The following is an 11,745-nucleotide window of genomic DNA, read 5'->3' as shown; positions in this document are numbered from 1 at the left end:
CGATCGTAACATACTTTTCCAGGTGCAGCCATCCCTTGTTTAAACCGGTTTTATGAGCCTTCCGCCAGATTTACTTTTGCAGAATTTCCTCGATGACATCCAGCCCTTTCGACTGGCCCATGGCCAGAGGCCCGACGATTTCGGTATCGATCACGTGGAGGTTGCCGCCCTTGACGGCCTTCAGATTGTTCCAGACGGGTCTTTTGCCAAGCTCCTCCAAGGTCAACTCCGCCGAATTGGTGAAATCCTCTCCCAGGAAAATATAGTCCGGGTCGATGTCGGCCACGCCTTCCAGGCTGATCTCGCTCCAATCCTTCATGTCGGGGAATTTGGCGAAGCCCAGGCGGTCATAGTAAGGCTCCATCCGGACGCCTCCATAGTAGTTGAAGCCTTTACCCCAGGTCATCATGAAAATGGCGGTTTTGCCCTTGGCCCCGGTTTGGTCCATTTTCCCGGCCAGCTTGTCCAGCTTCGCGTTGTAATCGGCGATATATTGCTCCGCCTTGGCTTCCTCGCCGAGAACCGAGGCTACCTTGGTAATCGTGTCCTGCCAGTTTTCTGACTGCGGAATGACGATCGTATCGGCGATTTTGGCCAACTGGTCGTAATTCTTCACATCATCCTCCCAAGCGATAATCACGTCGGGCTCCAGCGCCAGAATGCTCTCCAAATTTAGGGTGTCGCCCAGATCGGCGATCCGGCCCTGCTTCGTGAACGTGTCGTAGACCGGGAAGTTTTGTAAAGACTTCAGGCCCACCACACCCGCTACAACGTCCTGTTCCCCGATGGCAAAAAGGTGATCCGCATATGGGAAGTAGGTGACCGCGACCTTTTTCGGCTTCTCTTGAATGACGGTTTCCCCTTTGGCGTGCTGGATGGTGATCGGGAATTTGGCCGCGTTATCGGCGTCTCCGGCGGAGTTTCCGGATGAATTCGGCGCCGTTTGGGATTCGGCTGTCGGTTTGTTGCTCCCATTCCCGGACGGGTTGCCCGCCGTCGCATTTCCGCAGGCCGCCGTGATCAACAGCAAAATAACGATGAAGGGAAGGATCCCCCATGTTTTGAACGTTGTTTGCACTTGTCTATCCCTCGCTTCGATTAGTTGATAATGATTTTCATTTTCAAGTTAAATTATAGCGATGGAGGGCTGGGATTGAGAATAGACAATTATTCAATGAGAGGTGGATTATTTCCGTTTCGTGTGCGAAATTCGCTGGGGTTGCACCCGGTGTATTTTTTAAAAAGCCTGCTGAAATAATGAGCGTCTCCATAGCCGATGCTCTCCGCGATATTCTTTACGGCGGCGCTGCTGGTGGCCAGCAATACACGGGCACGGCTCATCCGGTGTTGGATCAGGTAATCGATCGGGTAGACGCCCGCGTATTTATGAAACGCGTAAGCAAACTTTTTGATGTCCATTCCCGCCAGGCCGGCCAGTTTCTCCAGGTTCAGCGGCTCCGTGTAGTGAGTATGTATATAATCAAGCACATGCTCCACCGCGTTTCGGCTTTCGCGGTTCATCCGGTTGCGGGCGCAGCTGAACGTTTCATAGATCGTGCTGTAAAACAATTCCTTGGTGCGGACAGCCCGCCTGCAGGTGCCCGGGTGTCGTGACCGAGCTCTCCAGCATATGAAGCAGTTCGGTGATGCTCGGATTTATTCCGGTCTCCAGCACGAAATGCGCCCCTGTGTAGCCTTCCGGTTCTTCTGGTGGAGCGCTCAACGTGTAATGGACCAACGCGTAATCGAAACCGGACGACCCGACATCGACCCGCAGCGTCATCCCCTTGGCTCCGTGAGCGACGAGGCCGGGGGTCAGCTCGTAAGGCGTACCGTTAAAGGTGAACACGGCTTGTCCCCGTAGGGCGAACACAAACCCGGCATACGGTGTCGGCTGGGAAGGCGTGTGGCCAAAATAGCGGCCGGGGCACAGGCTGGTGAGATAGACGCCATGGATGTCGACGGCCCCGACGGACATTTGTCTGGCTAATTCATTAAGGTCTAGGATGGGAATCACCCGCTCTCTTCATGGTGATGGAAACAGGAACAGTACCATTGTAACCGGAGCCCGAACGGCGGACAACGCAAAACACCCGCCGGACCTTATATATGGAACGGATCGGGTGTTTTGATTTTTCGCGTCAACTAGTTGTTAATGTCGCATTTGTTCATAATAAAAGAGATCTGGTTTTCCAAACGATGGATGTGCTCTTGGGTTTGGGGGTCTTCCTTTCCTTGTCCCCGTAAAGCGGCAAGCTCCTGCTTGAGCTGATGCAGATCGTCGCCGGCCCGGGCACAGTCGTAATTGCTTTCCAGATGGTCCAGCATATTCGAAAATCGCCTCCATAGGTCTGGGATGTACCTTCCCTATTATGGAGATTTTGGCTGGATTTATTCCGCGATTTTACTTAAAAAAGCCTGGATATGCTTGTGCAAAGCCGCGATATCTTCCTTGGTAACCCGGGTCTCGCCGTACAGCTTGAGCGGCACCTCGGCGGCTTGTTCCTGCAGTTCCCGGCCCCGGTCGGTCAGGGTAATCAAGACGCTGCGTTCGTCCGCCTTATCCCGCGTTCGGGTAATAAGGTTCATATTCTCCAGCTTCTTCAGCAGCGGGGTCAGCGTGCCCGAATCCAGAAACAGCTTGGAGCCGAGCTCTTTGACGGTTACGCCGTCCTGCTCCCAGAGGGAGAGCAGCGTGATGTACTGCGTATAAGTCAGCCCGAGCGGAGACAGCAGCGGGCGGTACAGCTTCATCATTTCCCGTGAGCAGGTATAAAAAGCAAAGCAAAGCTGGTTATCCAGTTTCATATATTCTTGAGGCTGCATATCGGTCACCTGCCATGAAATTGTATACAATTTGTTTAGACTTGTTCGGTAATTATAGCACTGGCTGGATTTGCGCGTCAAAAGACGAAGAGCGGCCGTTTCGCATACCAAGTTTGACACGTCGAATTAAATTGTATACAATTTAATTATATACTATTAATGCGAAATATGGAGGCGTTACATATGTCCATCTATGATATGGAAGTCAAAACGATTAAGGGCGAAATGCAGACGTTGGAGCCTTACCGCGGGCAGGTGATGCTGATTGTGAATACGGCGACCAAGTGCGGCTTCGCCCCGCAGTTCAAAGGTCTGCAGCAGCTTCATGATACTTACAAGGAGCAGGGATTCGCGGTGCTCGGCTTCCCCTGCGGGCAATTTGCCAATCAGGAGCCGGGGACGGATGAAGAGGTCGCTCAGGCCTGCGAGTTGAACTTCGGAGTCAATTTCCCGCTCTTTGCGAAGATCGACGTTAACGGCAAAAAAGCTCATCCGCTGTTTCAACTGCTCGCCAAGGAAGCGCCCGGCATACTGGGCTCCAAGCAAATAAAATGGAACTTCACAAAGTTCCTTGTGGACCGTGATGGACGCGTGGTCAAACGCTTCGCGCCGACCGAAGAGCCGGCGAAAATCGAGGAGCATGTTCGGAAGCTGCTCTGAGAGCAATTAAAAGCCCCTATTCCCTCCCTTGGCAGGAAGGAGAATAGGGGCCTTTTTTAGGCGCGTTTTTGTTGAATTTGGCCCATTGATATGAAATAGCGGACCAAACCAGCGTAGTCTCCCATCATTACACCAATTTCTTGCGAATCGCGCCGGAAATCAGATCGATGAGGGTGATCATGACGATGATGCCGAGCAGAATGATGCCGACCCGGTCCCAGTTTCGCGAGCTGAGCGCAAAAATAAGCGGTGTCCCGATCCCGCCGGCGCCGATGATCCCCAGGATGCTGGCGGAGCGCAGATTGATCTCGAACCGGTACAGGGTGTAGGAAAGGAAGCCCGGCAGCACTTGCGGCAGCACGGCGAACCACAGAATCTGCAGCCGGGTGGCTCCCGCTGCGATGAGCGCTTCCGTCGGGCCGGTGTCCATGTTCTCCACTTCGTCGGCAAACAGTTTGCCGAGCATGCCGATGGAGTGCAGGCCGAGCGCCAGCACGCCCGCAAAAGAACCCGGGCCGACGGCCTTGATGAACAGGAGGGCCATAACGATTTCCGGGAAGGTGCGGATGAAGCTCAGCAGCATTTTGCCCGACCCGGAAATCCACCGCGACCGGCTCATGTTCACCGCCGCCCAGAAGGCGAACGGGACGCAGAGCACGGTCGAAACCACAGTGCCCAGGATCGAAATGGCCAGGGTATCCAATAATCCCCGCAGCAAATCCTCGCCTTCGGGCAGATAGACGTAGTCCCAATCCGGGGAGAAAATGCCGCTGAAAATCGCCTTCGTCACTTGTCCTGCCGTTTCTTTGATGCCCTCGAACGGGATGCCGGCAAAGGCCCAAACGTATACCAGCGCGAGCAGGACATAAATCAGGGGGCGATAACGGTTTTTCTTCGGTTTTTTCACCTTGTCTTGCCATGAATGGGTCATGCTCATAGTAGTCTCTCCCGCAGCTTTGTGCTCAAGTAGTCGATGATCAGGACCACCGCCAGGGTAAACAGAATAATCATGCAGGTCTTGTCATATTCAAAAAATCCGAGCGTCACTTCGTAATAGTGGCCGATCCCGCCGGCGCCGACCAGACCGAGCACCGCGGCCGCCCGCACATTGATCTCGAAGGTATACAGCACATAGGACATAAAATGCGCCTGGATTTGCGGAATCACGCCGAAAATAACGCGCTGGCCGGAATTCGCCCCGACCGAAGTCATCGCCTCCAGCGGGCCATGATCGATCGTCTCCAGGGCCTCATACGTCAGTTTGCCGATCAGCCCGAAGGAGAAGATCGATAGTGCTAGCATTCCGGGCAGCGGCCCCAACCCGAAGACGGCGACAAAGATGGCCGCCAGCAGCAGGTCCGGAATCGTGCGCACCAGGTTCAGCACGAAGCGGAACGGCTGGTAGATCCAGGCGGTCCGGCTGAGGTTGCTGGCGCAGAGCAGCGCCACGGGAACGGCCAGGATGGCGCCGAAGGTCGTGCCGATCAAGGCCATGCGGATCGTTTCCAGCATCGCAGCGACGATGTTGTCGAAGTAGCCCCAGTTCGGCGGAAACATCTCTTTGAGAAGTTCGAGCATATTGGGGGCTCCCTTGATCAGTTTTCCCCAATCGGCCTTCGATTGGACGGCGCTGCCCCAGACCAGGATCAGGATGAACGCCGCCGTAAGATAGTGTTTTAGCTTGCCCGGAGGTTTGGGACGGTTCAACGGCTGGGGCTGTAGATCGGGTTTGGCGTTCAGGTTCATCGGACCGGCTCCTTTGCGGCCGCGATGTCGGCCAGCCGGGCCTCCAGCAGCTCGTCCTGATCGATCGGCCGTCCGTAAATTTCGGCGAACCGTTCGTCCGTCGCTTCCGACACGGGGCCGTCAAACACCACTTGGCCGGCCCGCAGCCCGATAATCCGTGTGGCGTATTCCCGGGCCAGATCGATGAAGTGCAGGTTGACGATGGTCGTAATGTCGAGTTCCTGGTTAATCCGCTTGAGATCGTCCATGACCTGCTTGGTCGTCAATGGATCGAGCGAGGCGACCGGCTCGTCGGCCAATACGATTTTGGCTTCCTGCGCCAGCACCCGGGCAATGGCGACCCGCTGCTGCTGGCCGCCGGACAGCTCGTCGGCCCGGGCGTAGGCTTTTTCGACGATATTGACCCGGTCCAGCGCCTGGAACGCCAGCTCGACATCCTCTTTCGGAAACGCCCCGAACAGCGTACGCAGCGTGGAATGATACCCTACGCGGCCGGCCAAGACGTTGCGCAGCACGGAGGACCGCTTGACGAGGTTGAAGCTCTGGAAGATCATGCCGATGTCCCTGCGGATCGTGCGGAGCTCTTTGCCTGCGGCCTGGGTAATCGATTTGCCGTCGATGAGGATGTCGCCGTCGGTAATATCGTGGAGGCGGTTCATCGAGCGGAGCAGGGTCGACTTGCCGGCGCCCGACAGGCCGACGATGGCCACGAATTCGCCCTTTTCAATCTTCAGATTTATGCCGTCCAGCCCTTTGGTACCGTTGGGATAGGTTTTGGATACATTGCGCAGTTCTATCACGTAGAGATCATCCTTTTTGAAAGTTTATCGTAAAAAAACGCATAGCCAGCCGGGTGCGGGGCACTCCGACTGGCTTGCATCGTGTCTTGCCGATCTGGCTGGAAAGAGGGGCCGAGTTGCGAAATGTCGGACTACTCGGTTTTTACCTTTTCGCCGTATTCGCGGACAACGTCGAAATTGCTGTCCTGGGATTTAACGTAGCCTTCGTGCGTGTAGATCTCGGAAATGATCTTGTGTCCTTCTTCGTCCTTCCCGATTTCAATAAACGCGTTCTGCAGTTTCTCGATCCATTCCTTGCTCATATCGGAACGTACGCTGATCGTGTCGTTCGGGATTTTCTCCGTGTAGGTCAGCACGCGCGTATCTTGGAACACCGTCGGGTAGTCGCCCTTTACTACGTTGCGTGCATCCTGGAAAATCGCCGCGGCGTCAACGTCGCCGTTCAGGACAGCCAGAACCGCTTGGTCATGGCCTTTCAGGGTGATCGGCTGCACATCTTTCAGCGGATCGAGTCCGGCATCCATGAGGGAGGCCGCCGGCCATACGTATCCTGCCGAGGAAGTCACGTTTTGATAAGCGATTTTCTTCCCTTTCAAGTCGGCCACCGATTGAATCGGGGAGTCTTTTTTTACGATAATCATCGCTTTGTAGAAGTCGACCAGCTCCTCTGTCGGTTCGCCGGTTTCGTCTTTTACGCCATAGCGTTGAGCCTGAAGGATCACCTCGGCGGCTCCTTTTTCTTTGGCCAGGACGTAAGCGGTTGGAGGCAGGAAGCCTACATCCACTTGCTTGGATGCCATCGCTTCGACGATGACGTTATAGTCGGTGGATACGCTGACTTCAACCGGGATGCCGATCTTGTCGGACAGCAGTTTTTCGAGTGGTTTAGCTTTAGCTTCCAGCGTATCCGCGTTTTGCGAAGGAACGAATTGGACGGTCAGCTTCTCGGGCACATAGCCGGTATTCTCCGGCGCCGGATCGGTCTTGGCGGCATCGCCCTGCGACGCGTTTTGCTGGCCGGAATTGGCCGCGGCCTTGCTTCCGGTATTCGTGGCGGCCTCATTGGATCCGCAGCCGCTGATGACGGCGATGGACAGGAACAAGGGCATAAACAATTTCGTAAGCTTTTTCAAACGGGATGACCTCCAAATATTTAATAGTTTATCGTTACTTGTTCCACTATAAGGAGGGACTATTAACGGGCGGTTAGAGAAATGATAATTTTTTGTAAACGGGTGGAAATTTAATATGGCTCTGAAGATTGGCTGCTAGAATCGATGGAGGAACAATAGATTAAGCATGCCATCAAAGGGGATTACGACGAAATGGAAATGAATATGGATATGAGGCAAGAGGAAAAGCGGCGCCAAACGATGACGATCCTGGCGACAAGCGATATCCACGGCTATATTTACCCTACCGATTACCGGAGCAAAGAGGAGCGCCCGCTCGGTCTGGCCAAGCTGGCGACGCTGATCCGCAAGGAACGTCTGGGCGATCCCGATTTGCTGCTGCTGGATAATGGAGATCTGATCCAGGGTTCACCGCTCGCGGCATACGCGGTCAAGCGGGGGGAGGGGGCGCACCCCGCCGTGGCGGCGCTGAATGAACTGGGCTACGACGCGGCCGTGCCGGGCAACCATGAGTTTAACTATGGGCCGGACCTGCTGCGTCGGGTGATGAATGAATCCGCGTTCCCCTGGCTGTCGGCCGGAATTACGGACAAAGCGGGGGAACCGGCGTTCGGAGTTCCTTATATCGTAAAAAAGATAGGGGAGGTTAAGGTGGCGGTCCTGGGCGTGACCACGCATTATATTCCCCATTGGGAAAACCCCGCGCATATTCGGGACTGGGTGTTCGGCGATGCGCTGGAGACCGTGAAGCGGTGGGTGCCGCGCATCCGGGCGGATGTGCGGCCGGATGTGCTGATCGTCGCCTACCATGGGGGATTCGAGCGGGACCTGGCGACCGGCGAACCGGCCGAGCGACTGACCGGAGAGAATCAGGCCTACGCCATGTGCGCGGAGGTGGAGGGCATCGACGTGCTGATCACGGGGCATCAGCACCGGCTGGAGGCAAGCGAGGTGAACGGCGTGGCGATCGTCCAGCCGGGCTGCAACGGGCAGGCCCTGGGGAAAATCACGCTGGAGCTGGAGCTGGAGCGTGATGAGGCCGGCCGCCGTTGGGCGATCCGCGGCAAGCGCGCCGAGCTGCTGAAGCCGGAGGCGGAAACAGCGCCGGATGCCGCGGTGCTGGCGCTATGCCGGACGCTGGAGGAGCGGACGCAGCGGTGGCTCGATGAGCCGATCGGCCGCACGGACGGCGGCCTGCGGCTGAGCAGCCCGCTGGCCTGCCGGCTGGCGGAGCATCCGTTCATCGAGTTCGTCAACCGCGTCCAGATGGAAGCCGCCGGCGCTTCCGTGTCCTGCACGGCATTGTTGAACGAAGCCTCCGCCGGATTCGGCGAGGTGATCACGCGACGGGACGTGCTCACCAACTTCATGTACCCGAACACGCTGGCCGTACTCCGGCTGACGGGGGCGGATATCCGGGCCGCGCTGGAGCAGACGGCGCATTATTTTATCGTCGGTCCGGACGGACAGCCGGCCGTTAACCCGGCCTATCTTGAGCCGAAGGCGCAGCATTACAACTATGACATGTGGGAAGGGATCGAATACGTCCTGAATATCGCCAAGTCGGCTGGCAGTCGGGTCAGGTTTTTACGATACAGGGGGGAGGATCTGCCGGACGATCTGGTGCTCGATGTGGTGATGAACAACTACCGGGCCGGGGGCGGCGGAGACTACGACATGTTCAAGGGCAAAGAGGTCGTCCGCGAAATCCAAATCGACACGGCGGATTTAATCGAGGCGTATATTACGGAGCGGGGGACGATTTCGACGGTCTGCAATCATAATTGGAAGGTGATTGTGGAGGGGTGAAGTAAAACCGCGCACCTGCCGAGGGGATGAATAGCGGTAGCGGCGAAAAGAGGCGCCATTAAGCCCAAAATGTGCGGGCGCACGGCCATAGTTGAGCGAAGGGCGTCTCCTGGGCGGTGAATTAACGGGAAAATCTCCCGTTAATCGACCCTCGCGTGGCCAGAGGCGAGAAATACCCGGAAAAAGTACCGCTAATTTTCCAAATTCGGGCCGGATTGGCCGAAATGAGCAGAATTAGCGGGAGGAATTCCAGGTAATTGGGCGAAGGCCCGCCGGGCGAGCGAAATTAACGGGAGGAAATCCCGTTAATTTGAGGGAATGACCGGACCGTACAGCATGCTCCAGAGTTCGAAGCACTCAGGTGAAGGATGAACGACCGGACCGAACCACACACACTTCTCCTGGGCGGTGAATTAACGGGAAAACTTCCCGTTAATTCACTCGCGAGTGGCCATGGGCGAGAAATACCTGGAAAAAGTACCGCTAATTTGTCAAAATCGGGCCGGATTGGCCGAAATGAGCTTAATTAGCGGGAGAAATTCCAGGTAATTGGGCGAGGCACCGCCGGGTGAGCGAAATTAACGGGAGGAAATCCCGTTAATTTGAGGGAACCACCGGACAGAACAGCACGCTCCGCTCCGGAAGTTCGAAGCAACTCAGTTGAAGGATAAGTTAGTTGAGTAATATGATGATTGGCCTGCGGTATTTAGATACGGTAGGAAGTTGAAGCAAGCTTGTGCTTGGACGGGCTCGGCCAAGTCAAAATCGGGGCCAGATGCGGTTATATTAGACCAAGGGCGTCTCCTGGTGAACGAGCTATCTGACCTCTCCCCTGGCGAAATAAGGCTCATTCCGGCATCTATTTCTCCTGCGAAGCCGAATCGGGCCACAATAGCTTCCAAAAAGGCCACTATCACGACGGCGGCCGACGTGTGCCGGAAAGCTGCCGTCGTCGGCAGGGAGCGGGCATGTTTTCTCTCCTTCCGCTTCCTTTGCATTCCTTGTAAAATGGAGCAAAGGAGACTAAAAGAGGATGACAACCACGGCAACCATGAACTCCATTTTATCCGCTGCTTTTATCGTGCTGTTCCTGCTGGCCGCCGGCTCCATTGTTTATTCCAGCTGGCGGAACGGAATTTCGCCGATGCCGACATCTCCGGCGGTGCGGCGGCAGGTAGTCGCCGAGCTGCAGCGGATCCCGGCGGCCAAGGTGATGATCGAGGCCGGGTCGGGTTGGGGAACGCTGGCTTTGGAGGCGGCCAGGAGCCGGCCTGACCTGCAGGTCATCGGGATCGAGAATTCTCCCCTGCCTTGGGCGGTGTCTCGTTGCTTGGCGCGTTGGGGTTCTTTTCGGAATGTAATGTTTCATAAAAAGGATCTTTATACGCATCCGTACGGGGAAGCCGATGTTGTGGTCTGTTATCTGTATCCCGGTGCCATGACCCGGCTGGACGAAATTTTTCGCCAAGGGGTGAAACCGGGAGCTCGGATTATCAGTATTTGTTTTGCTCTTCCCGGCTGGACGCCGGAACGGGTGGTCACCTGCGGGGATCTGTACCGGACGAAAATATACGTGTACCGTTCCAAAAATTATTGAAATGACCGGGAAGTCGCCGAGATTAATGTTAGGGCTGATCCGTGATCCGAGACATATCCGGTGAATTAAAAAAAGTAAAGAAGCGGGTCCAGGATAGGGCTTTTCCAATACGGCATTTGATGCCGCGGCGGGAAGGCCCTTATTTGCCATTTAACCGCAAGAGGAGGCTACCTAGCCAAAATACATGCAAAAGTGCAGGTATTTTAGGCCGTGCAGGGCCCATCCCGGCAAAAGGATGCATACGTGCAGGTATTTATCCCGCATTGCGGGCAAATCGCGATTCCCGCCGCAGAAGCCTGCGGATTTGCAAGAATTCTCAAATCTCAAAGCTTGATCAGTCTTCGTGCTACCCCTTTCCTCATCCTTACTCCCTCTCGCTTCCCCCGCTCTCGCTCGCCTAGCTCCCTCATACCTGATACACCGTGATCCCCCGATCCTTAAACGGCTTGACGTCGTATTCGGAAGCTTCGGTTCCGGTAATGAGCGTATGAATCGCGCTGTTCGGCGCGACGGTATGCAGCGACAATTTGCCGATTTTGCTGTGATCGGTGACGACGATGATTTCCCCCGCCGCGGCGATCATCCCTTGCTTGGCCGGGACCAGCAGCGCCTCGGGATGCATCAGGCCATATTGGGGATGCAGGGCCGGCGTGCCGATAAAGGCCTTTTCCACATGCAGGGACTTAAGCACATGATCGGTGAACATCCCGTTCAGCATGTAGCTGGAAGGGTACAGCTCGCCTCCGGAGAGGATGACCTTAACGCCCGAGGCGTCCCGAAGCTGGACCGCTACGTTCATATCGTTGGTGATGACGGTAATATCGGTCCGGTTCACCAGATGAGTCGCAATATGCAGGGTGGTCGTCCCCGAATCGATGATGATATTTTCCCCGTCCTCGATGAGGGAAGCGGCCATTTTGCCGATGCGCATTTTTTCCTCCAGATGCTGGTGGGTCCGTTCGTGAAAAGAAGGCTCATCGCGCGTCCACTGCTCCATGATGACCCCGCCATGCGTCCGCTTGAGCAGTCCTTCCTGTTCGATCTCCGCCAGGTCCCGGCGGATAGTGGCTCCATGAACCTGAAATTCCTTGGCCAGATCGGCCACGGTCGCCGTTCGGTATTGCCGGACATACTCCACAATTCGTTTTTTTCTTTCCGCTGCCAGCACGCTGGT

The 11,745-nt window shown here is 55.8% G+C and carries 13 protein-coding genes; 3 read left to right on the top strand and 10 right to left on the bottom strand.

Going from position 1 to position 11,745, the window contains the following annotated elements:
- Positions 1-70 precede the first annotated feature (70 nt).
- The 5 genes from LBW89_RS10565 to LBW89_RS10545 all read right to left on the bottom strand — a co-directional run bounded on the left by LBW89_RS10565 (position 71) and on the right by LBW89_RS10545 (position 2,826).
- Positions 71-1,078, bottom strand: a complete 1,008-nt coding sequence (locus LBW89_RS10565) for an ABC transporter substrate-binding protein (protein ID WP_225039134.1) — start codon at positions 1,076-1,078, stop codon at positions 71-73.
- An 89-nt stretch (positions 1,079-1,167) separates the two neighbouring features.
- Positions 1,168-1,569: a helix-turn-helix domain-containing protein gene (locus tag LBW89_RS10560; protein WP_148453517.1), complete on the bottom strand. Its 402-nt coding sequence runs from the start codon at positions 1,567-1,569 to the stop codon at positions 1,168-1,170.
- Positions 1,547-2,017, bottom strand: a complete 471-nt coding sequence (locus tag LBW89_RS10555; RefSeq protein WP_148453515.1) for a hypothetical protein — start codon at positions 2,015-2,017, stop codon at positions 1,547-1,549. The genes LBW89_RS10560 and LBW89_RS10555 overlap by 23 nt, the downstream gene beginning before the upstream one ends.
- Before the next feature lie 128 nt (positions 2,018-2,145).
- Complete coding sequence (locus LBW89_RS10550) at positions 2,146-2,328, bottom strand: DUF2524 domain-containing protein (protein ID WP_148453514.1); 183 nt, start codon at positions 2,326-2,328, stop codon at positions 2,146-2,148.
- 63 nt (positions 2,329-2,391) lie between these two features.
- Complete coding sequence (locus LBW89_RS10545; RefSeq protein WP_148453512.1) at positions 2,392-2,826, bottom strand: MarR family winged helix-turn-helix transcriptional regulator; 435 nt, start codon at positions 2,824-2,826, stop codon at positions 2,392-2,394.
- A gap of 183 nt (positions 2,827-3,009) precedes the next feature.
- Here LBW89_RS10545 and LBW89_RS10540 point away from each other — a divergent pair, with 183 nt between their 5' ends.
- Positions 3,010-3,486, top strand: a complete 477-nt coding sequence (locus LBW89_RS10540; protein ID WP_148453510.1) for a glutathione peroxidase — start codon at positions 3,010-3,012, stop codon at positions 3,484-3,486.
- A 127-nt stretch (positions 3,487-3,613) separates the two neighbouring features.
- Here LBW89_RS10540 and phnE (LBW89_RS10535) read toward each other — a convergent pair whose 3' ends face one another.
- The 4 genes from phnE (LBW89_RS10535) to LBW89_RS10520 all read right to left on the bottom strand — a co-directional run bounded on the left by phnE (LBW89_RS10535) (position 3,614) and on the right by LBW89_RS10520 (position 7,165).
- Complete coding sequence (gene phnE / locus LBW89_RS10535; protein ID WP_225039177.1) at positions 3,614-4,417, bottom strand: phosphonate ABC transporter, permease protein PhnE; 804 nt, start codon at positions 4,415-4,417, stop codon at positions 3,614-3,616.
- 2 nt (positions 4,418-4,419) lie between these two features.
- Positions 4,420-5,232 (bottom strand): phosphonate ABC transporter, permease protein PhnE, encoded by an 813-nt coding sequence (gene phnE / locus LBW89_RS10530; RefSeq protein WP_225039133.1) that lies wholly within the window; start codon positions 5,230-5,232, stop codon positions 4,420-4,422.
- A complete protein-coding gene (gene phnC, locus LBW89_RS10525; RefSeq protein WP_225039132.1) occupies positions 5,229-6,032 on the bottom strand; it encodes a phosphonate ABC transporter ATP-binding protein in 804 nt (267 codons plus the stop codon). Before phnC ends, phnE (LBW89_RS10530) begins: the two co-directional genes overlap by 4 nt.
- Positions 6,033-6,163: 131 nt before the next feature.
- Positions 6,164-7,165 (bottom strand): phosphate/phosphite/phosphonate ABC transporter substrate-binding protein, encoded by a 1,002-nt coding sequence (locus LBW89_RS10520; RefSeq protein WP_412066998.1) that lies wholly within the window; start codon positions 7,163-7,165, stop codon positions 6,164-6,166.
- Positions 7,166-7,357: 192 nt separating this feature from the next.
- On the opposite strand from LBW89_RS10520, the gene LBW89_RS10515 reads away from it, so the two are divergent.
- A complete protein-coding gene (locus tag LBW89_RS10515; RefSeq protein WP_225039131.1) occupies positions 7,358-8,974 on the top strand; it encodes a bifunctional metallophosphatase/5'-nucleotidase in 1,617 nt (538 codons plus the stop codon).
- A gap of 1,033 nt (positions 8,975-10,007) precedes the next feature.
- Entirely contained in the window at positions 10,008-10,571 is a 564-nt protein-coding gene (locus tag LBW89_RS10510; protein WP_225039130.1) for a class I SAM-dependent methyltransferase, read from the top strand.
- A 406-nt stretch (positions 10,572-10,977) separates the two neighbouring features.
- On the opposite strand, the gene LBW89_RS10505 is transcribed toward LBW89_RS10510, so the two are convergent.
- On the bottom strand, positions 10,978-11,739 hold the full coding sequence (locus LBW89_RS10505; protein ID WP_148453502.1) for a DeoR/GlpR family DNA-binding transcription regulator: 762 nt from the start codon (positions 11,737-11,739) through the stop codon (positions 10,978-10,980).
- Positions 11,740-11,745 lie beyond the last annotated feature (6 nt).

Source organism: Paenibacillus sp. alder61, assembly GCF_020179875.1.
GTDB lineage: Bacteria > Bacillota > Bacilli > Paenibacillales > Paenibacillaceae > Fontibacillus > Fontibacillus faecis.
This window is presented reverse-complemented; position numbering and strand designations above follow the sequence as displayed.

Excerpts from the sequence above, each read along its gene's own strand:
- LBW89_RS10550 (WP_148453514.1), bottom strand. The coding sequence starts at position 2,328 with ATGCTGGACCATCTGGAAAGCAATTACGACTGTGCCCGGGCCGGCGAC.
- LBW89_RS10545 (WP_148453512.1), bottom strand. The coding sequence starts at position 2,826 with ATGCAGCCTCAAGAATATATGAAACTGGATAACCAGCTTTGCTTTGCT.
- LBW89_RS10540 (WP_148453510.1), top strand. The coding sequence starts at position 3,010 with ATGTCCATCTATGATATGGAAGTCAAAACGATTAAGGGCGAAATGCAG.
- phnE (WP_225039177.1), bottom strand. The coding sequence starts at position 4,417 with ATGACCCATTCATGGCAAGACAAGGTGAAAAAACCGAAGAAAAACCGT.
- phnE (WP_225039133.1), bottom strand. The coding sequence starts at position 5,232 with ATGAACCTGAACGCCAAACCCGATCTACAGCCCCAGCCGTTGAACCGT.
- LBW89_RS10515 (WP_225039131.1), top strand. The coding sequence starts at position 7,358 with ATGGAAATGAATATGGATATGAGGCAAGAGGAAAAGCGGCGCCAAACG.
- LBW89_RS10510 (WP_225039130.1), top strand. The coding sequence starts at position 10,008 with ATGACAACCACGGCAACCATGAACTCCATTTTATCCGCTGCTTTTATC.